Raw genomic sequence first — 22,630 nt, 5'->3', positions numbered from 1 at the left:
AGCAGGGGACCCTATGTCCAAGAAAACGGAAACGCCCGAACAGCCCGTGGAACAGAAGAAAGGTCGGAAAACTGCCGGAACGGCAGGGGCCGATGCCGCCAAGGCGGCCAAGGCTCCCCAGGCCGGCACTTCCGGGCAGGAAGCGCTAGAACCGCTGGATGCCGAACATCCCGACATGACCCCCGAAGAAGTGGAAGCCCTTGTCAAGGGGACCCATCGTACCCATGCGGAAGGTCTGGGTGATGCCTGGGCCGTGGTGCTGGGCCGGAATCCCGCGGCACTCATGCCGCAGGTGGTGGGCACGGTGCTGCATGACGGGGGGACGCGCCCCTCCTGGCAATGGAAGCGCAGCGGCAAGGAATATGTGCTCATGGCCTGGCCCAAGGATCAGGCCCTGCGTGCTGCCGTGCTCATGCGTGCCGAGGAGGAAGGGGGCCAGATGAAGCCCTTTTCCGCCACGCCGCTGCTGGAAGGGCTGCCCAATGACCTGACCGTGGAAGATGTGCAGCCGTGGGAAAACGGCGGCGGCGCCGATGTTGCCGTGAGCATGATGGAGGGCAGGAATCCCATGTGGTTCTATGATCCGCTCTATCTGCGCGACAAGGATGACCTCACGCCGGGCATTACCCACACCTTTTCCCTGGCCGGTCTGTGCTTTGCGCTGCGCAAGGCCCTGCTGGACGATGTGACCATTACCCACGGACCGCAGTTTGAAGTCTATGCCGAGCGCTGGCTGGCCGACAATCCCGGCAAGAGCCGTCTGGATGTGCCGCCGCTCAAGGTAAGCATGAAGGGACGCCGCATGATCATGCCCGGCCGCCGCTTCTGCGAATATCAGCTGCGTGCCGAGGTGGAGCGGGTGCAGCAGGGGGAACTGGAAAAGATGCCCATCACCATCCTGTATCTGCGCTTCCCCTTTGACAACCGCCCGCCCATGCTGCTGCCGGTGTTTGCCTCCCGGATGGTTCTGGGGAACTACGAACCCCAGGTGGGAGACGAGGTGGATGCCTACGTCTGGTTGCAGGGCCGGGTCATTGATTTTGACCCGCAGGCCCCCGACGCCGTGGACGAGGAAACGCCGGCCGCACCGGTGCAGTAGACGACGGCAAGACCCTTAAAAAAGCACACGCAGCGCGCAGTCCTTTTGACTGTGCGCTGCGTTTTTTCATTTCTACCCCCTTACCCGGTCTGCCCGGCGCTTTCTGCAGGACGGCCATGCCGAGAGAACAGGGCATTTGTGGCACGTCGATGTCCTGCGTCCCTGTTCTCCCGGCGTCTTGCAGAGCAGGCGGCTTTTCGCGGATGGTATGCGCTGGCGCTCCGGGGCTAGAGCCAGCTGGGCTTGGCCGCATCCGCAGGCATGAGGCCGTCGGTCATGGTGTAGCCTTCCAGGCTGCCGGCTTTGGTCTGGATGCAGAGATAGTGCAGGGCCTGTTCCGGCGAGGCACAGAGGCAGCGCATGCCGGCCGGATCAATGCGGATGCAGTCGCCCTTGCTGATGGGCATTTCCTGACCATCCACAAAGAGCGTGCCGGCTCCGTCGAGAATGATATACAGTTCTTCATTGTGCTTGTGCGCATGCACAAAGGGAATGCTGGCGCCCTTGGGCAGGGTGTTGCAGGAAACTTCACAGCCTGTCAGCTGCAACAGGTCGTGCAGTTCCGTGCGGCTGGCCTGAAGATCAATATGCGCGGTACGGTAGTTGCTCATGGATACCCTCCTTTGGGTAGGGGATGTGGTGTGCGCAGCCGCCGGAGAGGGCTGCGGCGCTTCGTCGGCATCCGGTGATTGCAGGCATTTGGCCAGAAGGCGTTCCAGCTGCGCCGCCTCGTCATCCGTCAGACGCCGGGACACCAGGGCGGCCAGGTCGGCGGATATCTGCGCAAAGACCGGCTGGAGCGCCCGTCCCTGCGGGGTGAGAAGCACGCGCCGGCCCCGGCCATCGCTGGTATCAGTCAGCTGCTGTACATAGCCTGCCTGTTCCAGTTTGCGCACCAGCGCCGTGACCGTGGACCGGGTGCGCCCGATGCGGCGGGCCAGTTCGCTCATGGTGCAGCTTCCGTCATGCAGCAGGATGTGCAGAATGTCGCCGTGGCTGGGCACAATGCCCACCACGCCGTGCCGGCGCAGACCGGCAAGAATAATCTCGTTGCCCAGGGTGCGCAGGCGGCTGGCATAGGAAAAAAGCTGACGGTAGCGCATGTGTTGAAAATAGTTCGATATCGAACTAATTGTCAAGAGCGCCATTCACCGGCACACGGCATTTCCTGACCTGCGCGGCAAGACGGTCGTTGCCGTCAGCGCCGGGGAGGTACGCCGGGGTGAGAGACGCGGGGCAGGCGTCAACGCATAGGGCAAAACATCCCTGCCGGCCGCGGCATATGCTGCGGCATGCCGCGCCCGGGGCAACAAAAAAGGGGGGCATGTGCCCCCCTGTACAGGATGCGGATGCGCAGAAGGCGCCTAGCGGCGCGGTTCGATGACTTCCACACCGTCCATATAGGGCACAAGGACCTTGGGCAGCACGATGCTGCCGTCCTTCTGCTGGCCGTTTTCCAGAATGGCGGCCGTGGTGCGTCCCGTGGGCAGGCCGGAACCGTTGAGGGTATGCAGATAGGCGCTTTTGCCGCCCTTGGGCTTGAAGCGGATGTCTGCCCGGCGGGCCTGGAAGTCCACGCAGTTGGAGCAGGACGAGATTTCGCGATAGGTCTTCTGGGCAGGCAGCCAGACCTCAAGGTCAAAGGTCTTGGCCGCGCCAAAGCCCAGGTCGCCGGTGCACAGGGCAATGACCCGATAGGGCAGCTCCAGCTTTTCCAGCAGGTTGCGGGCATGCCCCACCATGATGTCCAGCTGGTGGAAGCTGTCGTCGGGGTGGGAGAAGCGCACCATTTCCACCTTGGTGAACTGATGCAGGCGGATGAGGCCGCGCGTATCCTTGCCCGCGGAGCCGGCCTCGGAGCGGAAGCAGGGGGTGGCCGCGCAGTAGGCGCGGGGCAGGTCGCTTTCGTCCAGCACTTCGCCGGCGTGCAGGTTGGTCAGGGGCACTTCGGCGGTGGGGATGAGATAATAGCCCCAGTCCGGCATCTTGAAGAGGTCTTCTTCAAATTTGGGCAGCTGGCCCGTGCCGGTCATGGTGGCGCGGTTGACCATGAAGGGCGGGCAGACCTCGATATAGCCCTCATGCTTCACATGTTCATCCAGAAAGAAGTTGACCAGCGCCCGGTCCAGACGGGCCGCCCAGCCGATGGACAGGGAAAAGCGGCTGCCGGCCAGGCGCGTGGCGCGTTCAAAGTCCAGGCCGCCCAGCTCCGTGCCCAGCTGCCAGTGCTCCTTGACCGGAAAGTCGAAATGGCGCGGCTCGCCCCAGCGCATGACTTCCACGTTTTCGGACTCGTCCTTGCCCACGGGGGTGCTCACGTCGGGGATATTGGGCACGCCCATGAGCCATTCCTCCACGGCGGCCTTGGCCTCGGCGGTCTGCACATCCAGGGTCTTGATGCGCTCGGCAAGGGCGCCCAGCTCTGCCAGCATGGCGGAGGCATCCTTGCCCTCGCGCTTGAGGGCCGCTACCTGGCTGGACGCCACATTGCGCTGATTCTTCAGGGTTTCCACTTCGGCCAGCAGCGCGCGACGGCGACCGTCGAGGGCCAGAAAATCATCCACGCTCAGGCTCGACTGGCGGTCGGCAAGGGCCTTGGCCAGGATGTCGGGCTGTTTTTGCACCAGTTTGAGATCGATCATGAAAACTCCCGCTTGGAAAATTTGTGGGCATCAGGCTACCACGGGGCATAATGCCTTGCAAGACACGGTTTTTCGCTATATTTTTTCAGAGAAACCGTGCTATTGTCAGCACCGCTTCCCTGTCACGAGGGATGACCAGTACCCCGGCTGTCGCACGCTGTGAGGCATGTTTCCACAGGGCCGTGCGGGGCGGGGCGCTTTTTTGTCCGCCTTTTTCAAACGATTTGTGAGGATGCCCCATGCTTTCCCGAATTTCCGCTCTTGTCATGCTGCTTTTTGCCGGTCTGGCCCTGACTGCCTGCGGTCCCAGCAATACGGTGCCGCTGGTGACGCCCGGCGTGCCCAGCACGGTGCTGCCCGCCCCCAATGCCCCCCGCGTGAGCGTGGTGGCCTTTGCCGACAAACGCGATTCCCAGGACCTGGGCGTGCGCCGCGACGGCACGGCCTTCATCGGCAGCCAGAATGCCGCCCAGTGGGTGGGGCAGTCCCTGGCCGACGAGCTGCGCCGCGACGGTCTGCAGGTGACCTATGCCCAGAATGCCGACCAGGCCCGCAGCGGCAATCCGGACTATATCGTGACCGGCAGCCTGCAGAAGGCCTGGCTCAAGGAAATGTCCTCCACCGAGCTGATCAGCAGCATGCAGGCGTCCTTCCAGGTGGTCAGCCGCAACGGGCGCAAGTCCGGGGTGGAGACCCTCAATGCCGGCCAGACCTACAAGTCGCTGCCCAGCAGCGATGTGGCCAAGGATGTCATGAGTTCCACGCTGCGTGAGCTTATCCGGCCCATGGGACAGAAGATCATGAATTTTGTGAAGAACTAGTCGCCCGCGTCCCACAGGTGACGTTTTCTGCTGCCCCGGTTTTCCGGGGCACATTTTTTGGGCGGCCCGGCCGCCCGGGAGGCATGCCATGCCCCGTGATCCTCTGTGCAAGGTTTATGGCCACGTCTATCCCGTGACAGAGGCCCTTCATGCGGCCCTGGAACAGGCGTTGGCCGGCGCTCTGGCCGATGACCCCAGCGAGGCCGTACTGTGCCGCGAGGGCGATATGGACCGCATCTCCTTTGAGGGCGTGTATTTTCCTGAAGAGGAGGTGCTGGCTGCCCTGCGGCAGCACCTTGGCCCGGACATGCAGGGCAAGCTGGACTATCTGGACCTCGAAAACTGGCGCATGAGGCGGCATCGCTTTGTGCAGGGGCGCATCGTGTCCTCGTCCGCGCCCCTGAACAATGTTCTGGACTATTCCGGGCATTGATGCCGGGGCGCCGGGAGCGGCCGCCGCCTGCTGCGGGCGGGGCTGTCCGCCGTTTGCCGACGGTCTTACTGCCGGCGCTTGAAGAGATGCTCCAGGGCGGCAGCGTCCCAGCGCAGCACGGCGGGGCGCCCGTGGGGGCAGTACTGGCGCTGCGGCGTCTGAAGCCACTGCTGCACCAGGCCGGCGGCCTCGTCATCCGTCAGGCGCTGCCCGGCCTTGATGGCGCTTTTGCAGGACAGGGAAATGAACATGGCGGACAGATCGTCCCGGCGTCCGGCAAGGGCCTCGCGCAGAAAATCCCTGGCCTCGGCCCGGCTGAGGCTGGGCGGGATGCTGTGCACCACCAGACGGCCCCCTGTGGCGTGCAGCGCAAAGCCCAGGGAACACAGGCGCTGATGCAGTTCCAGCAGGCGTTCTTCTTCCGCAGGGTGCAGGTCCAGTTCCAGGGGCAGGGCCAGGCACTGGCCCGTTCCGCCAAAAAGGCCGCGGGCCAGACGCTCGTAAAGCACGCGCTCGTGGGCGGCATGCTGGTCCAGCAGCAGCAGGGCGCCGCTTTCGTCCCGCAGCACCAGATAGGTCAGGGCCACCTGGCCCAGATAGGTCAGGCCGCCGATGCAGGGGCGCTCCTCTGCGGCGCTGCCGGGCAGGGGCGTATCCGGCGGCGGGACAGATTCCGGAGAAGTGCTGTCCGGCACGGCGGGGAAGGGGGCCTGCGCAGGCGATGCGGCGGGGCCGCGCTCTGGAGACTGTGCGGCAGGCGGCGGGGTGGGCGCAAAGACTTCCGGCGCCAGGCGGGCGTCCGGCGCAGGGCAGGCAGCAGGGGCCTCCGGCGTGTCCGGGACCGGCGTCGTGGCGTCGGGCAGGAGCGCTGCCGGGGCGGTGCTGCCGGAGTCCGGGCCGTAGGGGGCGTCGTCCTCGGCCAGTCCGCCCTGCCGGTATATCTGCCAGGAACTTTCCGGCGGGCTGTCCTCGTTGTACGGGCGCTGGCGCAGCAGGGGAGGGCTGTCCACCGTGCCCCAGAAGCCGCGGGGATGACGGGGGGCTGGCGTTGCCTGCTGTGGGGCAAGCGTGTATTGTTCCTGCGGCTCGCCGGGGGAAGATGCTTGCCGCAGATCGGCTTCCGCCTGATCCAGCACCTGCCCCAGGGCGGTGTTGAGCGATCCCTGGATGGCGTGCAGAACAGCGGAAAAGACGGCGGATTCGTCACGGAAGCGCACTTCGCTCTTGGCCGGGTGGACATTGACATCCACTTCGGCGGGATCCAGCTCCACAAAAAGCACCACCTGCGGATAGTCCCGGCTGGTCAGGCGTCCCTTGTAGGCCTCACGCACAGCGGCCATGAGGCGCCTGTCCGTGACGGAGCGGCCATTGACATAGAGCAGGATGCGGTCCCCGCGCTGCTGGCTCACTTCGGGCAGGGCGGCCACGCCGTGTGCCCGGATGCCGTGGCGGGTGGCATCAAAGGGCCGCAGGGCCGTTGTGACCAGGCGCGGCCAGAGCTGTTCCAGGCGTTGCAGCAGGGTCTGGCCGGGCAGAAAGCGCAGGACCTCACGTTCTCCGGCGCAGAAGCGAAAGCCCACGTCCGTGCGGGCCAGGGCCAGGCGGGTGAGCCATTCCTGGGCGCGTTTCAGCTCCGTGGCCGGGGATTTGAGAAATTTGAGCCGGGCCGGTACGCTGGCAAAGAGGTCGCGCACTTCCACCAGCGTGCCGCGCGGCAGGGCCGCCGGACGGGCTGCCTGAAGCTGACCGTGTTCCACCGTGACGCAGTGGGCCGTGTCCTGCGCGCCGGCATCCCGCGGTATGGACGTCATGCGAAAGCGCGAGACCGAGGCAATGCTGGGCAGGGCCTCGCCCCGGAAGCCGTAGGAGCGCACATGCTCCAGATCATCCATGCTGGCGATCTTGCTGGTGGCGTGCCGGGTGATGGCCAGTTCCAGCTCCCCGGCGGCAATGCCCGCCCCGTCGTCCTGCACGCGGATGAGGCTCTGCCCCCCGTTTTCCAGGGTAACCTCGATATGCCGGGCGCCGGCATCGAGGCTGTTTTCCACCAGTTCCTTGACCACGCTGGCCGGGCGTTCCACCACTTCTCCGGCGGCGATCTGATTGCGTAACGCAGGCGGTAAGAGACGAATATGAGAAGATTGAGACATGCAGGCAGTTTATCCGGCAGAACCGGCCAGCGCAAGCCGGCCCGCGGGCTGATCCGTGCCGCGGTTACGGGCAGCCGTGCCGCAGGCAGGCATCTGCTGGGGCGTCGTCATGCGCCGTGGCGGCGTCTGCCATCCCTGGGCCGGCGGCGCAGGGAGGCCGTGCACTGGTTTTGCGTGCCGGACCCTGTGCTTCCCCGGGCCATGGACCCGGAGCTGCTCTATGTGGAGTGCGGCCACTGCGGCGCCCCCATTGTCTGGGAACCGGGGCGCATGACCCGTCTGCTGGCCCAGGCCGGGGTGGATCCGCTGGAGCTGACGCCGTCCTGTGTGCTGCTCACCGACGGCTGCCCCATCTGCCGGCCGGCCAGTCTGTATTCCGTGCAGATATTCCGCGTCAGCACGGCGCACGAGGGCCTCATGCCCCTGCTGGCGGGGCATGCCTGAGCCGTGCGGCGGGGGGCGTCCCGCCTTTGTGCGGCGCCATGCTGTTGCGGTGTCGTGGCGGCCGGGGCGTGTCAGCTGAAGGATGCCACGGCGCGGCCCTGCTTGAGGGCAATGCGCCCCAGGGGCAGATCGCGCCACCACAGGGCGGCCTCGCGTCCGGACAGTCCCGTCTGGCGGCTCTGGCCGCAGAGCAGGGCCGCAATATCCTGCACATCGTCGAGCACAAGGGCGGTGCCCTCCTGCGGCTGCCGGGGCAGCAGAACGCGCAGGCGCGGGGCAGAAATCAGCCGCCCGCCGCTGAACTTGCCCAGCAGGCCCCCCTGCCAGATGATGTCCTCGGGCAGCAGCCGGGGGGCATCCTCGGGAATGAAGCGCACCTGATCGCCAAAGAGCACGGCCCTGCCGGGCGGCAGCAGGGACGGGTCGCAGCAGGGACCGGCCAGGGCCTCCCCGGGCAGCACGTGGGCGCTTGCCCGGTGCTGCCGCTGTCGTCCTTTGCCGAGGGCTGGGGCCGGACTGTCCGGCGGCATGTCCTCCGCTGCCGGGGCATCCGCGGGCTTGCGCAGCCGGGCCAGGTAAAAGCCCTGGGCGGCGGATTTCTGGCCGTCCACCCGCAGGGTGCCTTCGCCGCCGGGGCGCTCTTCCCATACAAAACCGGGAAAGGGGGTCAGCGGCTCGCGGACAAGGCCCAGCTCCGCCTCGGCATAGCGGACCTGTTCCTCGTTTTCCGCCGTATTGGTGGTGCAGGTGGAGTAGACCACGCAGCCGCCAGGCGCCAGCAGCCGGCAGGCCATGCGCAGCAGGCGGCGTTGCAGGGTGATGAGCGTATTCAGCTTGTCGCCCTGCCACAGTTCCATGACGCGGGGATTCTTTTCCACCGTTCCCCAGCCGGAGCAGGGCGGGTCCAGCTGGATGCAGTCCCAGCTGCCGGCACGGAGGGGCAGATGCTGGCCCTCGTAGGTGCAGGTGCCGATGTGGAGCAGGTTGCAGGCCTGCATATTGGCCCGCAGGGTGGCCAGGCGCGCCCGGGACGGTTCATTGCCCAGCACAAAGCCCGCTGGTCCCACCAGCTGCCCCAGGAAGCCCGTCTTGCTGCCGGGGCTGGCGCACATGTCCAGCACACTCTGCCCCGCCTGGGGAGCCAGGGCCAGCGGGGGCAGCATGGACGAGCGGTCCTGGATGTAGACATAGCCGAAAAAGGCCGCCAGAGAGGACCCCAGGGGGCGCGGCTCGTACAGCAGCCGCCGGCAGAAGGGGGAAAAGGGTTCGGGCGCGAAGACATAACCCTGGGCATGCAGCAGGGCTTCCACACGGGGCATGATCTCCGGGGCACAGACCAGGCGGAAGGAGCGGCCGCCCCTGGCGGCAGCGTCCGAAAGGGGGGCAGGAGCGTTGTCAGTCATGGGCATTGCATAGCCTCTCCCGCCACGCCGGGCAAGTATTTTGCCGGCGGTCCCGTATTGCGCATGGCGTCAAGTGCAGGTATAGTCGGCGCGTGTCGTCGGGGTACGGAGTCCCGGATTCACCCGGCGCGGCCCTTCTCAAGGAGAAATACATGAAACGTGCCATGCAACTGGCCCTTGCGGCCTGCCTGATGCTGGTCATGAGCCTTCAGGCCTCGGCGGCGCTGGCCGCCCAGAAATCCGTTGTGGTTCTGCCGTTTGCGGTCAATGCCCCGCAGAGCTACGCCTATCTTTCCAAGGCCCTGCCTTCTACCATCGTGGCCAAGCTCAACCGGCCCGGTGTCCTGTCCGCCCGTATGGGATCCACCAAGGCCGCGTCTGCGGCGCATGCCCGCCAGGCCATGGGAGGGTCCGATTACGCGGTCTGGGGTTCGGTCAAGGTGGCGGGCAACGACTGCACCGTGGAACTGAACAGCGTGGCCCGTGACGGCCAGCAGTGGAGCAAGGCGGCCTCCGGCCCGGTGAGCGGCCTGACCAGCAGCGTGCAGCAGCTGGCCAATGCCCTGACGGCGGAGGCCTTCGGGCTGGGCGGCCGTGCAGCTGGCGGGTCCGGCGGCAGTGTGGTCATGCCCGGCCGCAGCTATTCTGCCACAGGCAAGCGCAGCGACATCATCGTTAATGAAACGGGCCAGAACCAGGCCTACCTCAATCCGCAGTTCCGCTATCAGGGCGCCGGCAGCACCGACGGGTCCCGCCTGCGTACGCAGCGCATCCCTGATGCCATGGTGGACATGGCCGTGGGTGATTTCAACGGCGACGGCAAGAATGAAGTGGCCGTGCTGACGGACCACAAGCTGCTCCTGTACAAGTGGGACAGCGATGGCCGCCTGAAGCCCCTGGCGGAACACCGCATCAGCGCCACCAACCTGTGTTATTCCATGCGCAGCATGGATTTCAACCGTGACGGCGCCGATGACCTGGTGGTGGCGACCTTCAGCGAGGAAGACAACCGCCCCTACAGCTACTTCTTCACTCTGCGCGGCAACAAGGTCAAGGAATATACCCAGCGCATTCCCTACTTTGCCAGCGTCATGAAGCTGCCCCCCCACTTCACGCCCACCCTGGTGGGCCAGGGCTGGGATTCGGTCAATCTCTTTGCCCGCGGCGTGCATGTGCTGGTCAAGACCCGCGACGGCTTCAGCCTCGGGCAGCGCATCAATCTGCCCTCCGGCGCCAATGTGTTCAACTGTGCTTGGATTCCGGCCAAGGGCAGCAATCACAGCGACCAGCTGGTCATGCTTACGGAAAACGATCAGCTCAAGGTTTTCCAGGGCAGCCAGAATACCCTGGTGCACACCACCATGGAGCGTTTCTCCGGTTCTGCCACGGGCATGGACCACTACAAGAGCATGCCCGGTCTTGGCGTGGACAAGACCTATCAGCTGCCCAGCCGCTACTATGCGCCCATGCGCCTCATTGTGGCGGATATCGGCAATACCGGCGAAAACTGCCTTATCATCAACAAGCCCATTTCCACGGCGTCGCAGCTCTTTGACCGTTATCGCTACTTCCCGCAGGGGGAAATTCACGCCCTGTTCTGGGACGGCGTGGGCCTGGCCCTCAAGTGGAAGACCCGCCGTATCCGTGGTTCCGTGGCCGAGGCCGATCTGGGCGATGTGAACAATGACGGCGTGCTGGACCTGGTGGTGGGGGTCAATACCTCGCCCTCGCTGGGTGTGGGCAGCCGCCAGAGCATGCTGCTGGCCTATCCGCTGGATGTGAGCAAGGTCGACCCCAATACCCCGGTGGATATGAGCGACTTTGAAGTCAATCCCAACTAGGTGGTGGCTGCGGGAGCAGGCGCCCGCGTCCGGCAGCCGGGGAAGAACGGCATGCTTCACGGCGGGCGGGCAGCGATCAGGCCGGCGTGCGCAGCACCCGGCACCTGAGAGGCTCCAGTAACGTACCGGCCGCCCGAAACTGTTCGGGCGGCCTTCTGTATTTGTTTTTCAACCCATGGAGGAGGCAGCGTGCGCGTACTCGTCATCGGTTCCGGCGGCAGGGAACATGCCCTTGTCTGGAAGCTCAAACAAAGTGCCGCGGTCACGGACGTGCTGGTGGCGCCGGGCAACGGCGGCACCGCCGCCGAAGGTGCCCGCAATGTGCCCGTGAAGGTGGATGATCTGGACGGGCTGGTGGAACTGGCCCGCCGGGAAGCGGTGGACCTGGTGGTTCCCGGCCCGGAACTGCCCCTGACCCTGGGCATCACCGACCGCATGCGCGAGGCGGGTATCCCCTGCTTCGGTCCCGACAGGTACTGTGCCCAGCTGGAAGGCAGCAAGGCCTTTGCCAAGGCCATCATGCAGCGGGCCGGCGTGCCCACGGCGGACTGTGCCGTCTTTACCGATGCCGAGGCTGCGCTGGCCCATGTGCGGGCCAAGGGGGCGCCGCTGGTGGTCAAGGCCGATGGCCTGGCCGCGGGCAAGGGCGTGGTGGTGGCCCGCACCACGGAAGAGGCCCTGGAAGCCGTGCGCAACATCATGTGCCAGCATGCCTTTGGCGCCGCCGGGGATCGGGTGGTCATCGAGGAATGCCTTGTGGGAGAGGAAGCCTCCTTCCTCTGCTTCTGCGATGGCGAAAAGGCCGTGCCGCTGCCTTCCGCGCAGGACCACAAGGCCATCTATGATGGCGACCAAGGCCCCAATACCGGCGGCATGGGGGCCTACAGCCCTGCGCCGGTACTGCCCGACAGCGAGGCCCGGCGCATGGCCGATCTGGTGGCCCTGCCCATTCTGCGGGAACTGGCCCGGGACGGGCACCCCTTTGTGGGCATTCTCTATGCCGGTCTCATGATGACCGCCCAGGGGCCGCGTGTGCTGGAATACAATGTCCGCTTTGGCGATCCCGAATGCCAGCCCCTGCTCATGCGGTTGGAGGCGGACCTGCCCGCGGTGATGCTGGATTGCGTCAATGGCCGGCTGGACCCTGCCACCCTGCGCTATACCCCGCGTACGGCCCTGGGGGTGGTGGTGGCGGCCAGCGGCTACCCCGGTACCTACAGCAAGGGCATGCCCATCACCGGCATTGCCGAAGCGGATGCCCTGCCCGGCGTCAAGGTGTTTCACAGTGGCACGGCCCTGCGGGACGGGCAGGTGGTTTCCGACGGTGGCCGGGTGCTCTGTGTCACGGCGCTGGGGGATACGCTGGCCCTGGCCAGGGATGCCGCCTATGCCGCGCTGGAACACGTCCACATGCCTGACAGCTACCACCGCAGCGACATCGGGCAGAAAGGTATTGATCGTCTGGCCCGCGAGGCCGGCAAGTAGGAGGAAACATGGCGCAAGTCGTCATCATGATGGGGTCCGCCTCGGATGAGGAAAAGGTCAGCCCCTGTGTGGATGTGCTCCGTTCTCTGGGCATTTCCTATGTGTTTACTGTAAGCTCCGCGCATCGCACGCCGGAGCGCACCGAAAAGCTGGTGCGTGAGGAAGAAGCCCGCGGCGCCCGTGTCTTCATCTGTGCGGCCGGTATGGCGGCCCATCTGGCCGGCGCCGTGGCGGCCCGCACCACCTGCCCGGTCATCGGCATTCCGGTATCCGGCGGCGTCATGGGCGGTATGGATGCCCTGCTGTCCACGGTGCAGATGCCTCCGGGATTCCCGGTGGCCACGGTGGCCATGGACAAAGCCGGCGCCCGCAATGCCGCCTGGCTGGCGGCCCAGATGCTGGCCCTGGCTGATCCGGCCCTGCGGGAGCGGATTGAGTCCGCCCGTGCCCGCATGCGCGCGGATGTGGAAAAGGCCGCCGCCGATGTGGAGGCCCGCTACCGGGCCTAGCATGGCGCGCCGGTATGCCGGCCCGGCTGATGCCGTGTCTGCGGGAAATGCGTATGCCAGGGGGAGCTGCCATGGGGCGGTTCCCCCTGTTTTTGCTGTCCGGGGCAGGGATCAGGGGCCACTGGCCCGGCATCTGCGGACGGCCCGGTGCCGTCTGCGCGGGCAGTGCGACCGGGCGCGGGCGCTCGACACGGTTCCGGCCCGGCAGCCGGGCTGTTGCCGCTCATGTCGGGCGCACCTGCCGGGTGAGCGACGCCGGCGCAATCGGCGATGCCGTGCCCTTCCCCGTGAACGGGCGCTGCGGCAGCACAGGCAAACGGGAAAGACCGGCTGTGGCACCGCACGGGCAGGGGGCAGCGTTCCCGGCGTGGGGCGGTCCTGCGGCATGGTCAGGAGGGTGCCCTGCGTCCCCGGCCTGTCCTGTGACGGCGTGTGCGTAGAGGGAATATATAAATAGTTGAATATAAAAATATATATTATTTTCTTGCCATCTGTAGCGGATTGTGCTTTTCTTTCCCTGGTTCAATTTTTTTAACGAGGGAGAAGGTCTCATGTTCAAAAAAACCCTGTGCGCTCTGGCGCTCACCCTGGCTATGGCGACTTCCGCATTTGCGGCGGAGAACGGTTTTTATGTTGGCCTGAAATTCATTGACTCCATCCAGAGCACCGGCACCATGTCCAAGGGGGGCGGCGCCAACCTGTTTGACATCAGCGATTACACCCAGAACACCATTGGCGGCGGGGCCTTCATCGGCTATGACTTTTACCCTGTGTACCAGGTGCCTGTCCGCGCCGAAATTGAATACGCCATCCGCACCAACTCCACGACCAGCTGGGACGACAAGTTTGGCGCCGGCGCTGACGTGCAGGGCGAATGGGGCCTGCAAACCCTGTTCCTGAATGCCTACTGGGACTTCCACAACAGCACCAACTTTACCCCGTACATCGGCGCTGGTGTGGGCATGGCCTTTATCAACAGCAAGTATGAAGTCGAGATGGATGGCTGGAGCGACAGCGTGCAGGAAACCAATACCGTCTTTGCCTGGAATGCCGGCGTCGGTTGCGCCTATGCCTTTACGGACAATCTGTCCGCTGATCTTGCGTACCGCTTTGTCGGCCTGGGCTATACGGAAACCGAAAAGACCTTTGACGGTGTAAAGACCTCGCTGGGGCATGCCCCCTACGCCAATGAATTCAGCCTCGGCATTCGCTATACCTTCTAGGGCGGGGCGCCTCTTTTCCTTGCGGTAACGACGCAGGCACAGGAACCGTGATTCCTGTGCCTGCGTTTTTTTCTGTTCCGCTGGTCGGGGGACAGCTCCCGCCGGCCTGTGCCTGCGTGGCGCGGCTGTTCCGGCGGGGGTGGGCAGGGCGCCTGCGGAGGATTTTTTCATGGTTCTGCCGCTCTCCCTTCTCCGAGACAGCACAGGAAAGCGAACGGCTGCAAGAGGAGACGCTTCTGCAGGCATCCCAGGCGGATCATGCCTGCCGGGGAAAAGACAGGCAGCGCATGCTCAGGTGCCGTGATGGCTGTGCCCGTGCCGTGCGTGTGGCAAGATACCCTGCGGCCGTGGGCATTTCCGCTGTTATACGTTCTGTTCCACGTGCCGGCTGTGCAGCAGCTGGCGACCCCACATGGCCTGCCCGAGGCACAGGCCGCCATCACCGGGGGGCAGTTCCTCCTGCAGGAGCGGGCTCAGCCCCTGCCGTCGCAGCGCAGCGGGCAGCAGGCGGGCCAGAAGCAGATTTTGCAGGCAGCCCCCGGAAAGGCCCACGTGCCGGCAGCCGGTCTGCCGGGCCGCATGGCCCGTGAGCAGGGCCAGGGCCTGGGCCAGGCGCTGGTGAAAGCGCAGGGCGGCCGCGGCCGCGCCCAGGCGGGGGGCATCGTCCAGCACGCGGGCAAAAAGGGCCGCGCTGTCCAGCTGGGGCAGGAGCCCATGCGCCTCCGCCGGCAGCAGCAGGCCGTCGGCCTCGTCCGGCGGCAGCGGCGGCAGGGCCGGGGCCTGCCGGGCCAGGGTTTCCAGGCGGATGGCGGCCTGTCCTTCATAGCTGGTGACCAGGCAGTAGCCCAGCTCGGCGGAAACCGCGTCAAACAGGCGGCCACAACTGCTGGTGGCCGGGCAGTTGACCTGCCGGGCCAGCATTTCGCGGATGATGGGCGCACCGCTGCGGGCTTGTCGGCGGGCGTGCAGCAGCGGGCTGTCCTGCGTCCAGGCGGGCAGGGGGGCGTCATCCTGCCAGGCAGGGGGCAGGTCGTCGCGCCCCAGCCGGGCGCGCAGGGCCAGGGCCAGGCGCCAGGGCTGGCGGATGGCGGCCTCGCCGCCGGGCAGGGCAAAGGGCGCAAGGTGCCCCAGCCGCTGCCAGCGGGGGGCGGCCAGCTCCACAAGCAGCAGCTCGCCGCCCCAGATGCTGCCGTCATCGCCCAGGCCCGTGCCGTCCAGGCACAGGGCCAGGGACGGTTCCAGGCAGCCGTGTTCGGCAAGCACGGCGGCGGCGTGGGCGGCATGGTGTTGCAGGCGGAACAGAGGCAGCCCTTCCCGCTGTGCGCGCTGCTGCGCCCAGCGGCTGCTGAAGAAATCGGGGTGCGCATCACAGACCAGGGCCTGGGGGCGGACTTCCAGCAGGTTTTCCAGATGGGCGGCCACCTCCTCGAAAAAGCGGCCGGTGGGCACATTTTCCAGATCGCCGAGGTGCTGGCTCACAAAGGCTTCCCGCTCCCGGACAAGGCAGAGCGTGGCCTTGAGTTCCGCGCCGGTGGCCAGCACCACCGGCGGCTGACCCGGCCCCTGCCACGGCGGCAGGCGCACGGGGCGCGGCACATAGCCCCGGGCACGCCGGTAGAAAAAGGGGGAAGCCACGGCACGCGCGGCGTCCGTCTGGCCGGCGGCGGGCACGGCAGCGGGTACGGCCGCGACCACGCTGTCATCCACACGCACCAGAATGTCCCGGTCATGCAGCAAAAAGGCATCGGCCACCTGGCCCAGCCGCTGGAGGGCTTCGCGGTTGCCCAGGCAGAGGGGTTCGCCGCGGGCATTGGCCGAGGTCATGACCAGCGCGGGGGGCGACCCGTCCGGCCGGTCCAGCTGATCAAAAAGGGCCACATGCAGCGGTGTATAGGGCAGCATGATGCCCAGGCTGTCCGTATCCGGGGCCAGCAGGGGCGAAAGCGCATCCGGCGCCGTGGTCCGCGGACGCAGGGGGCAGAGCACAATGGGCTTTTCCGGCGAGGTGAGCAGGGCCTCGTGCTCGGGGGTCAGGCAGCAGAGCCGGTGCGCCGCCTCCACATGGGGCAGCATGACGGCCAGGGCCTTGTGTGGCCGTTGCTTGCGCTCCCGCAGGCAGCGCACGGCCTGGTCCTGGCGGGCATCGCAGGCCAGCTGAAAGCCGCCCAGGCCCTTGAGGGCCAGCAGGCGCCCCTGGCGCAGCAGCGCCGCCGCCCGTTGCAGCGCCCGCGTGGCGGCCCCGGCATCCTGGCCGGCAGGGCAGGTCGTTGCCGGCGAGGGCAGCAGAGGGGCGTCCTGGCTGCGTTCCACCAGCCAGAGGCGCGGGCCGCAGTCCGGGCAGGCCACGGGCTGGGCATGAAAGCGCCGGTCCAGCGGATTTTCGTATTCGGCAGTGCAGCGCGGGCACAGCGGAAAGCAGGCCATGCTGGTACTGACGCGGTCATAGGGGATGGAACGGGTGATGGTATAGCGCGGCCCGCAGTTGGTGCAGTTGGTAAAGGCGTAGCCGTAGCGGGTATTGCCGGGCTGGCGCATGTCGTGCAGGCAGTCCGGGCAGATGCCCACATCGGGGCTGACCAGCACATGATGCCCGCTGTGCCCGTGGCTGGGCACAATGCGAAAGGCCGTAAGGGCGGGATCGGGGGGCAGCTGCGCCACGTCCAGGTCCGTGATCCGGGCCAGGGGCGGCAGCTCCGCCCGGAGACGGCGCAGGAAGGCGTCCACGCGCGGGCGGGGTCCCTGCAAATGAATGGTGACGCCGTCGGACGTATTGCCCACGCTGCCGTTCAGGCACTCTTCCGTGGCAAGACGATAGACAAAGGGCCGGAAGCCCACGCCCTGTACCTGGCCGGCCACGAGACAGCGGCAGTGAAGGAGAGATGCGGGTGACATGGGCCGCAGTGTAGCCGCAGAAACAGCCTTTCGTAAAGCGGCGCCGGCACAATGCGGGCTGCCTGGGCGCGCCTTGCCTGCTCCACAGTTATCCTGTAATATAAAAAAGATGCAGGCTGTCCGGCCAATGAACTGCCCGGCAGCGGGAGGAATGTTATGTCGGATACAACACAGAAGGGCGGAAGCGCCACGGTGGGCAATCGCGTGCGCTCGTTTCGCGAGGCGCGCGGCATGGACAGGGAAACCCTGGCCAGGGATGCCAGCCTGAGCGTGGAATTTCTGGAGCGGCTGGAAAATGGCGAAGTCTATCCGTCCATCGGTCCCATGCAGAAGGTGGCCCGTGCCCTGGGCCTGCGGCTGGGAACCTTTCTGGACGACCAGTTTACCCGTGACCCCATCATCAGCAGCATCAATGGCAGCGAGGCCGTCATCTGTCCGCATACGGGCAGCATGCCGCCGCCGAGCTATATTTACCATGCGCTGGGCAAGGGCAAGAACGACCGCAACATGGAGCCGTTCTTCATCGAAATCTATCCCAATGCCGAAGGGGCGGTGCGCAAGACCAGCTCACACCAGGGCGAAGAGTTCATCTTTGTGCTGGAAGGCGAGCTGCTGGTGGTCTACGGCCGGGAAAATCACATCCTGCGGCCGGGGCAGACTATCTATTATAATTCCATTGTGCCCCACTATGTGGGGCCGGCCAATGACAAGCCGGTGCGCATTCTTGCGGTGACCTACAATCCCTAGGCCCCGGCAGGGGCAGCCTGCGGCACGCAGGCGCGGCAGCGCCCGGCGGCGGAAGGCACGGGCCGGACGCGGAGCATGCCGCATGGCGGCATTCTGCACGGGCAGACAGCATGGGCACCTGAGCCGGGAGGGCTGAGCATGGATGAAAAAGTACGCGAGCGTCAGGCGCAGTTCGTGCTGCGGGAAAAGACGCTGGGCCAGATTCTGGACGAGACCGTGGCACGCTTCCCCGACAGGGAGGCCCTGGTCTATGCCGACCGCAATTATCGCAAGACCTGGAGCCAGTTTGCCGAGGATGTGGACACCCTTGCCCGCGGCCTCATGGCTCTGGGCGTGCAGAAGGGCGAAAAGGTGGCCGTGTGGGCCACCAATGTTCCCTACTGGGTGACCCTGCAATTTGCCACGGCCAAGATCGGCGCCGTGCTGCTGACGGTCAATACCAATTACCGCGAACACGAGCTGCGCTATCTGCTCAAGCAGTCCGAGTGCGAGAATATCTTTCTCATCGACAGCCTGCGGGATCATGACTATGTGGATACCCTCTACAAGATTGCGCCGGAACTGCGCGTGCAGTCCCGCGGCGATCTGCGTTGCCACGATCTGCCGCATCTGAAGCGCGTCTGCTTTCTGGGGGCGGAAAAGTACCGGGGCATGTATTCCATTCCAGAAATCATGGCCATGTCCGTCATGGTGGACGATGCGGACTACCTGGCCCGTCAGCGCAGCCTGGACCCGTGGGACGCCATCAACATGCAGTATACCTCCGGCACCACGGGCTTTCCCAAGGGGGTCATGCTTACGCATGTGGGGGTGGGCCTCAACGGCTACTGGATCGGCCGCCATCAGCGCTTTACGGAAGAGGACCGCGTGTGCCTGCCCGTGCCCCTTTTCCACTGTTTCGGCTGCGTGCTGGGGGTCTCGGCCTGTGTCAATCACGGTTCCTGCATGGTCATTCTGGAGTCCTACAATCCCTTGCAGGTGCTGGCCGCGGTAGACAGCGAGCGCTGCACCGCCCTCTACGGCGTGCCCACCATGTTCCTTGCCGAGCTGGAGCACAAGCTGTTCAAGCGCTTTGACGTGTCCAGCCTGCGCACGGGCATCATGGCCGGTTCCGTCTGCCCCGAACCGCTCATGCGGCGCGTGGTGGACGAGATGAACATGAAGGAAATCACCATCTGCTACGGCCTGACCGAAGCCTCGCCGGTCATGACGCAGTCTGATGTGCATGATCCCCTGGCCCTGCGCTGCGAGACCGTGGGCTGCGCCATGCCCGGCATCGAGGTGCGCGTGGCCGATCCCGAGACCTGCGAGGAACTGCCCCGGGGCGAGGTGGGGGAAATCCTCTGCCGCGGTTACAATGTGATGAAGGGCTACTACAATATGCCCGAGGAAACGGCCAGAACCATCAGCCCCGAGGGCTGGCTCCACTCCGGCGATCTGGGCACCATGGATGAAAACGGCTATGTGCGCATCACCGGGCGCATCAAGGACATGATCATCCGCGGCGGGGAAAACGTCTATCCCCGCGAGGTGGAAGAATTTCTGCTGACCATGGACGGCGTGCTGGATGTGCAGGTAGTGGCCGTGCCCAGCCGCAAGTACGGGGAAGAGGTGGGTGCCTTCATCGTGCCCCGTCCCGGTGTGGAGCTGGGCCAGGAAGACGTGCGCGCCTTCTGCCGCGGCAAGATCGCCTGGTACAAGATTCCGCGCTATGTGGCCGTGGTCTCCGGCTTCCCGCTCACGGCCAGCGGCAAGATTCAGAAGTTCAAGCTGCGCGAGATGGCGGCCGAGCGCTGGCCCGAAGCCATGGAGGGCTAAGCGCAGGCACGCATGGGCCATGCCGCTGCCGCACGCTGCCCTGCCGCCCCGGCGTGACGGCCCTGTCGGGAGCATGCCTGTCTCTGCGGCACATCCGCAGCCGGTGCAGGCTGCCGCCGCGTAACATCTGCCAGCAGCGGCGTGACCCGCTGCCGGCGCTGGCTGACATACAGACGGGGGAGGGAAACCTTCCCCGTTTTCTTGTGCCGGCGCACAGGGGCGCGGGTGCTTTTCTCCCGTGGCGGAGCATGCTATGCAGGGACGCATGGAAAATGAACATCCTTCTTCCGCTGCCGGCGCGGCATCTTCTGCCGGCTGTTCCGCGGCCTGTCCGCTGGCGCGTCTGCCGGAATCCTTCTGGCTGGGGCTGGTGCGGCGCCCCTTCCGCAGGCGTCATCCCGTCATCTTCTGGCTGCTGATACTGCTGGTTCTGCTGGCCCTGCTCCTTGTCTGGCTGGGCAGCAGGGACGATGCCTTCGGCGGGCCGCGCCTGGCCGTGCTGGAGGTGAACGGCACCATTGACGACGTGCGGCCGCATCTGGAATGGCTGCGCAGGATTGCCCGGCAGGATCAGGTAAAGGGGCTGCTGGTGCGGGTGGATTCGCCGGGAGGCGGCGCCGCTGCCTCGCAGGAACTGTACGAGGCCGTGCGTCATCTGGGCGAACGCCTGCCCGTGGCCGTTTCCATGGGTGGCATGGCGGCGTCGGGCGGTCTCATGGTCAGTATGGCCGGGCAGCGCGTCTTTGCCAATGCGGGAACCGTGACCGGTTCCATCGGGGTGCGCATGGATATTCCGCAGATACGCGCCCTGCTGGACCGGATCGGCGTGGACCGTCAGACCCTGACCACCGCGCCCTACAAGGATGCCGGCTCCATGCTGCGCCCCCTGTCTGATGAGGAACGGGCCTATTTTCAGGGCGTGCTGGACGATATGCACGGCATGTTTGTGGATATTGTGGCCCGGGGGCGGCACATGGCGCGGGAACAAGCGGCAGCTCTGGCCGACGGCCGCATCTTCACCGGCCGGGAGGCCCTGCGGCTGGGGCTGGTGGATGAGCTGGGCGGCATGGAGGCCGCTCACCGCTGGCTGGCAGAGCAGAGCGGGGTGGATGTGCGGCGCCCGCTGCTGGAGCGGCCGCGCAAGGAACGATGGTGGCAGGACCTGCTGGAAAGTACGCTGTCCCGCTGGCTGGGCCTGGATGCCGCAGCTGTGCGCAATGCCACGCCTGTTTTTTTGTATCAGTAAACATGTCAGGGGCGACTCCTCAGGGAGCCGCCCCGTTTTTGTCTAGTCTGCTGAGGGTTGCGCGGCCCCGTGCATGAAGGCTTCCCAGCGGGCCAGCAGGGCGCGCAGGGCCTGGCCGCGGTGGCTGCGGGCAAGTTTTTCCTCGCGGCTCAGTTCCGCGGCGCTGCGCCCCAGGTGCGGATCAAGAAAAACAGGGTCATAGCCAAAGCCGTTGCTGCCGCGCCGGGCCGTGAGCAGGCGGCCGTCCCAGGTGCCGCGCACCACCAGCTCGCCCCCGCCCAGACAGGCCGGGCGCACGGCGGCCATGCAGCACACAAAGCGGCCGCTGCGCTGTGCGTCGGGAACCTGACGCAGGGCGTACAGCAGCTTGCGGATGTTGCGGTCGTCGCGGTTTTCGCCGGGCAGCAGCTCCCAGTCATTGCCGTAGCGGGCGGAATGAATGCCCGGGGCGCCGTCCAGGGCGTCCACCTCCAGGCCGGAATCGTCGGCAATGCTGACCAGGCCGGTTTCGGCGGCCACGGTGCGGGCCTTGATGAGGGCGTTTTCCTCAAAGGTCAGCCCGTCTTCCACAATGTCGCCAATGTGGGGAAAGTGATCCAGCCCCACCACGTCCACGCCAAAGTCAGCCAGCGGACCGGCCAGTTCCCGGACCTTGCCGGCATTGGTGGTGGCCAGTACGGCGCGCATGCGCTGTGATGTCATGATGCCCTCCTGATATCAGTGCCGGTGCTCGCGGGGAAGCTGCACGGTGGCGGTGATGATGCCGCCGATGATGAGGGCGCCGCCCGCAAGCTGCGCCGCATTGACGGCTTCTCCCAGGACCAGCCAGGCCCCGACGGCCGCAAAGACCGGCAGGGAATAATAGACAATGCCCGCCCGCACCGGGCCGATGGCGGCGATGGCACGGGTCCAGAGGCAGAAGGAAACAAAGGAACAGCCCACCCCGGCATAGAGAATGCCCACCAGCACCGGCATGGACCAGGTGACCGGCGGCAGCAGGAGCCATTCCGCGACCACGCAGGGCAGCGTCAGGGCCGCGCCCAGGCCGAAGGTGGCGGCGCTGAAACCCAGGGTGGAGATTTCCGGCGCGCGGAAGCGCATGAACAGGGAATAAAGGCCAAAGCTGAAGGCCCCGCCCAGCGACCAGAGGTCCCCGCGGGCAAAGCTCAGGGTGGCCAGGCGCTGCCAGTCGCCCCGGCTTACCAGAATGACGATGCCCGCCAGCACTACCAGCATGCCCAGCAGGCGCCGGGGGCGGATGGCCTCGCCGTAGAGCACGCGGGACAGCAGCAGGATGACAATGGGGGCCGTGGGCGCAATGAGGGCCATGTTCAGGCTTTCGGTGCTTTGCCCGGCCTTGTAGAAAAAGGTGTTCATGAGCGAAACCCCCAGCAGGGACATGAGCAGCACGTGCTTCCAGTGCCGGCGCAGGGCCGGCCAGTCGCGGCGCAGGGCCGGCCAGGCAAAGGGCAGGCAGACCGCAAAGGCCGTGACCCAGCGCCAGAAATTGCACTGCCAGGGCGGAATCATGTGGGCCACGGCGCGGGCCACCACGAAATTTCCTGACCAGATGACCGTGGCCAGCAGGGCCAGCAGGGTTCCCGTTGTGGCTTCCCGCATGCTACCTTCCTCCAGATTGCCGGACCATGCCCCCCGGGGGCGGACGGCCATAGGTTGTAGCTGCCGGTGCGAAAGGCGTCAATGCGCGCGGCGGCGGGCCGGGCGGGGCCGTGGCGGGCGGGAAAAATGAGCCATGCGCGCAGCGGGGGGAACGGCTCTTTTCTTTTGGCCGTGAAACAGCTATTGCTGAAAACCGTGTCGTATGTGCCGGCGGCCGGACAGAGCCGCACCGGCGGGAACTTGCCACAGGAGATGAC

Annotated in this window: 18 protein-coding genes; 11 read left to right on the top strand and 7 right to left on the bottom strand. The window is 66.0% G+C overall.

Annotated elements, in window-relative coordinates; genetic code table 11:
• Nucleotides 1-13 precede the first annotated feature (13 nt).
• Complete coding sequence (locus Q0J57_RS03565) at nucleotides 14-1,099, top strand: hypothetical protein (RefSeq protein ID WP_297217157.1); 1,086 nt, start codon at nucleotides 14-16, stop codon at nucleotides 1,097-1,099.
• Between the two features lie 227 nt (nucleotides 1,100-1,326).
• On the opposite strand, the gene Q0J57_RS03560 is transcribed toward Q0J57_RS03565, so the two are convergent.
• Together Q0J57_RS03560 and serS are read right to left on the bottom strand one after the other, a co-directional pair.
• Nucleotides 1,327-2,202, bottom strand: a complete 876-nt coding sequence (locus tag Q0J57_RS03560) for a MarR family transcriptional regulator (RefSeq protein ID WP_297217156.1) — start codon at nucleotides 2,200-2,202, stop codon at nucleotides 1,327-1,329.
• Nucleotides 2,203-2,463: 261 nt separating this feature from the next.
• Nucleotides 2,464-3,741: a serine--tRNA ligase gene (gene serS, locus Q0J57_RS03555; RefSeq protein WP_297217154.1), complete on the bottom strand. Its 1,278-nt coding sequence runs from the start codon at nucleotides 3,739-3,741 to the stop codon at nucleotides 2,464-2,466.
• 239 nt (nucleotides 3,742-3,980) lie between these two features.
• On the opposite strand from serS, the gene Q0J57_RS03550 reads away from it, so the two are divergent.
• Both Q0J57_RS03550 and Q0J57_RS03545 read left to right on the top strand, forming a co-directional pair.
• Nucleotides 3,981-4,562, top strand: a complete 582-nt coding sequence (locus Q0J57_RS03550) for a hypothetical protein (protein ID WP_297217152.1) — start codon at nucleotides 3,981-3,983, stop codon at nucleotides 4,560-4,562.
• An 88-nt stretch (nucleotides 4,563-4,650) separates the two neighbouring features.
• Nucleotides 4,651-4,995: a hypothetical protein gene (locus tag Q0J57_RS03545; protein ID WP_297217150.1), complete on the top strand. Its 345-nt coding sequence runs from the start codon at nucleotides 4,651-4,653 to the stop codon at nucleotides 4,993-4,995.
• Between the two features lie 65 nt (nucleotides 4,996-5,060).
• Here the strand turns inward: Q0J57_RS03545 and mutL are convergent, their stop codons facing one another.
• Nucleotides 5,061-7,145: a DNA mismatch repair endonuclease MutL gene (gene mutL, locus Q0J57_RS03540; RefSeq protein WP_297217149.1), complete on the bottom strand. Its 2,085-nt coding sequence runs from the start codon at nucleotides 7,143-7,145 to the stop codon at nucleotides 5,061-5,063.
• Here mutL and Q0J57_RS03535 point away from each other — a divergent pair.
• Nucleotides 7,128-7,589, top strand: a complete 462-nt coding sequence (locus Q0J57_RS03535) for a hypothetical protein (RefSeq protein ID WP_297217147.1) — start codon at nucleotides 7,128-7,130, stop codon at nucleotides 7,587-7,589. The genes mutL and Q0J57_RS03535 overlap by 18 nt on opposite strands.
• Before the next feature lie 71 nt (nucleotides 7,590-7,660).
• Here Q0J57_RS03535 and Q0J57_RS03530 read toward each other — a convergent pair whose 3' ends face one another.
• The gene (locus Q0J57_RS03530; RefSeq protein WP_297217145.1) at nucleotides 7,661-8,992 is read right to left on the bottom strand and encodes an RsmB/NOP family class I SAM-dependent RNA methyltransferase; all 1,332 of its coding nucleotides are present in this window, start codon (nucleotides 8,990-8,992) and stop codon (nucleotides 7,661-7,663) included.
• A gap of 152 nt (nucleotides 8,993-9,144) precedes the next feature.
• On the opposite strand from Q0J57_RS03530, the gene Q0J57_RS03525 reads away from it, so the two are divergent.
• The 4 genes from Q0J57_RS03525 to Q0J57_RS03510 all read left to right on the top strand — a co-directional run bounded on the left by Q0J57_RS03525 (nucleotide 9,145) and on the right by Q0J57_RS03510 (nucleotide 14,050).
• On the top strand, nucleotides 9,145-10,833 hold the full coding sequence (locus Q0J57_RS03525) for a VCBS repeat-containing protein (protein ID WP_297217143.1): 1,689 nt from the start codon (nucleotides 9,145-9,147) through the stop codon (nucleotides 10,831-10,833).
• Nucleotides 10,834-11,022: 189 nt separating this feature from the next.
• Nucleotides 11,023-12,318: a phosphoribosylamine--glycine ligase gene (gene purD / locus Q0J57_RS03520; protein WP_297217141.1), complete on the top strand. Its 1,296-nt coding sequence runs from the start codon at nucleotides 11,023-11,025 to the stop codon at nucleotides 12,316-12,318.
• A gap of 8 nt (nucleotides 12,319-12,326) precedes the next feature.
• Nucleotides 12,327-12,827: a 5-(carboxyamino)imidazole ribonucleotide mutase gene (gene purE, locus Q0J57_RS03515; protein ID WP_297217139.1), complete on the top strand. Its 501-nt coding sequence runs from the start codon at nucleotides 12,327-12,329 to the stop codon at nucleotides 12,825-12,827.
• Nucleotides 12,828-13,378: 551 nt separating this feature from the next.
• On the top strand, nucleotides 13,379-14,050 hold the full coding sequence (locus Q0J57_RS03510) for an outer membrane beta-barrel protein (protein ID WP_297217138.1): 672 nt from the start codon (nucleotides 13,379-13,381) through the stop codon (nucleotides 14,048-14,050).
• 363 nt (nucleotides 14,051-14,413) lie between these two features.
• Here Q0J57_RS03510 and hypF read toward each other — a convergent pair whose 3' ends face one another.
• On the bottom strand, nucleotides 14,414-16,906 hold the full coding sequence (gene hypF / locus Q0J57_RS03505; RefSeq protein WP_363315452.1) for a carbamoyltransferase HypF: 2,493 nt from the start codon (nucleotides 16,904-16,906) through the stop codon (nucleotides 14,414-14,416).
• A gap of 192 nt (nucleotides 16,907-17,098) precedes the next feature.
• On the opposite strand from hypF, the gene Q0J57_RS03500 reads away from it, so the two are divergent.
• The 3 genes from Q0J57_RS03500 to sppA all read left to right on the top strand — a co-directional run bounded on the left by Q0J57_RS03500 (nucleotide 17,099) and on the right by sppA (nucleotide 20,753).
• Nucleotides 17,099-17,689 carry a cupin domain-containing protein gene (locus Q0J57_RS03500; RefSeq protein WP_297217136.1) on the top strand — a complete coding sequence of 197 codons (591 nt, stop codon included), beginning with the start codon at nucleotides 17,099-17,101 and terminating at the stop codon, nucleotides 17,687-17,689.
• 138 nt (nucleotides 17,690-17,827) lie between these two features.
• Nucleotides 17,828-19,507, top strand: coding sequence for an AMP-binding protein (locus Q0J57_RS03495; RefSeq protein WP_297217134.1), 1,680 nt, complete (start codon nucleotides 17,828-17,830; stop codon nucleotides 19,505-19,507).
• A 265-nt stretch (nucleotides 19,508-19,772) separates the two neighbouring features.
• The gene (sppA, locus tag Q0J57_RS03490; protein WP_297217133.1) at nucleotides 19,773-20,753 is read left to right on the top strand and encodes a signal peptide peptidase SppA; all 981 of its coding nucleotides are present in this window, start codon (nucleotides 19,773-19,775) and stop codon (nucleotides 20,751-20,753) included.
• A gap of 42 nt (nucleotides 20,754-20,795) precedes the next feature.
• Here the strand turns inward: sppA and rdgB are convergent, their stop codons facing one another.
• Both rdgB and Q0J57_RS03480 read right to left on the bottom strand, forming a co-directional pair.
• The gene (rdgB, locus tag Q0J57_RS03485) at nucleotides 20,796-21,455 is read right to left on the bottom strand and encodes an RdgB/HAM1 family non-canonical purine NTP pyrophosphatase (protein ID WP_297217132.1); all 660 of its coding nucleotides are present in this window, start codon (nucleotides 21,453-21,455) and stop codon (nucleotides 20,796-20,798) included.
• 15 nt (nucleotides 21,456-21,470) lie between these two features.
• Nucleotides 21,471-22,373, bottom strand: coding sequence for a DMT family transporter (locus tag Q0J57_RS03480; RefSeq protein ID WP_297217131.1), 903 nt, complete (start codon nucleotides 22,371-22,373; stop codon nucleotides 21,471-21,473).
• Nucleotides 22,374-22,630: the final 257 nt, after the last annotated feature.

Source organism: uncultured Desulfovibrio sp., from assembly GCF_944324505.1.
Lineage (GTDB): Bacteria > Desulfobacterota > Desulfovibrionia > Desulfovibrionales > Desulfovibrionaceae > Desulfovibrio.
This window is presented reverse-complemented; position numbering and strand designations above follow the sequence as displayed.

Coding starts and splice junctions, on each gene's coding strand:
- Q0J57_RS03480 (WP_297217131.1), bottom strand. CDS start 22,373: ATGCGGGAAGCCACAACGGGAACCCTGCTGGCCCTGCTGGCCACGGTC.
- purE (WP_297217139.1), top strand. CDS start 12,327: ATGGCGCAAGTCGTCATCATGATGGGGTCCGCCTCGGATGAGGAAAAG.
- Q0J57_RS03550 (WP_297217152.1), top strand. CDS start 3,981: ATGCTTTCCCGAATTTCCGCTCTTGTCATGCTGCTTTTTGCCGGTCTG.
- sppA (WP_297217133.1), top strand. CDS start 19,773: ATGGAAAATGAACATCCTTCTTCCGCTGCCGGCGCGGCATCTTCTGCC.
- Q0J57_RS03565 (WP_297217157.1), top strand. CDS start 14: ATGTCCAAGAAAACGGAAACGCCCGAACAGCCCGTGGAACAGAAGAAA.
- Q0J57_RS03560 (WP_297217156.1), bottom strand. CDS start 2,202: ATGCGCTACCGTCAGCTTTTTTCCTATGCCAGCCGCCTGCGCACCCTG.
- rdgB (WP_297217132.1), bottom strand. CDS start 21,455: ATGACATCACAGCGCATGCGCGCCGTACTGGCCACCACCAATGCCGGC.
- mutL (WP_297217149.1), bottom strand. CDS start 7,145: ATGTCTCAATCTTCTCATATTCGTCTCTTACCGCCTGCGTTACGCAAT.
- Q0J57_RS03525 (WP_297217143.1), top strand. CDS start 9,145: ATGAAACGTGCCATGCAACTGGCCCTTGCGGCCTGCCTGATGCTGGTC.
- Q0J57_RS03545 (WP_297217150.1), top strand. CDS start 4,651: ATGCCCCGTGATCCTCTGTGCAAGGTTTATGGCCACGTCTATCCCGTG.
- Q0J57_RS03495 (WP_297217134.1), top strand. CDS start 17,828: ATGGATGAAAAAGTACGCGAGCGTCAGGCGCAGTTCGTGCTGCGGGAA.
- serS (WP_297217154.1), bottom strand. CDS start 3,741: ATGATCGATCTCAAACTGGTGCAAAAACAGCCCGACATCCTGGCCAAG.
- Q0J57_RS03535 (WP_297217147.1), top strand. CDS start 7,128: ATGAGAAGATTGAGACATGCAGGCAGTTTATCCGGCAGAACCGGCCAG.
- Q0J57_RS03500 (WP_297217136.1), top strand. CDS start 17,099: ATGTCGGATACAACACAGAAGGGCGGAAGCGCCACGGTGGGCAATCGC.
- Q0J57_RS03510 (WP_297217138.1), top strand. CDS start 13,379: ATGTTCAAAAAAACCCTGTGCGCTCTGGCGCTCACCCTGGCTATGGCG.
- Q0J57_RS03530 (WP_297217145.1), bottom strand. CDS start 8,992: ATGACTGACAACGCTCCTGCCCCCCTTTCGGACGCTGCCGCCAGGGGC.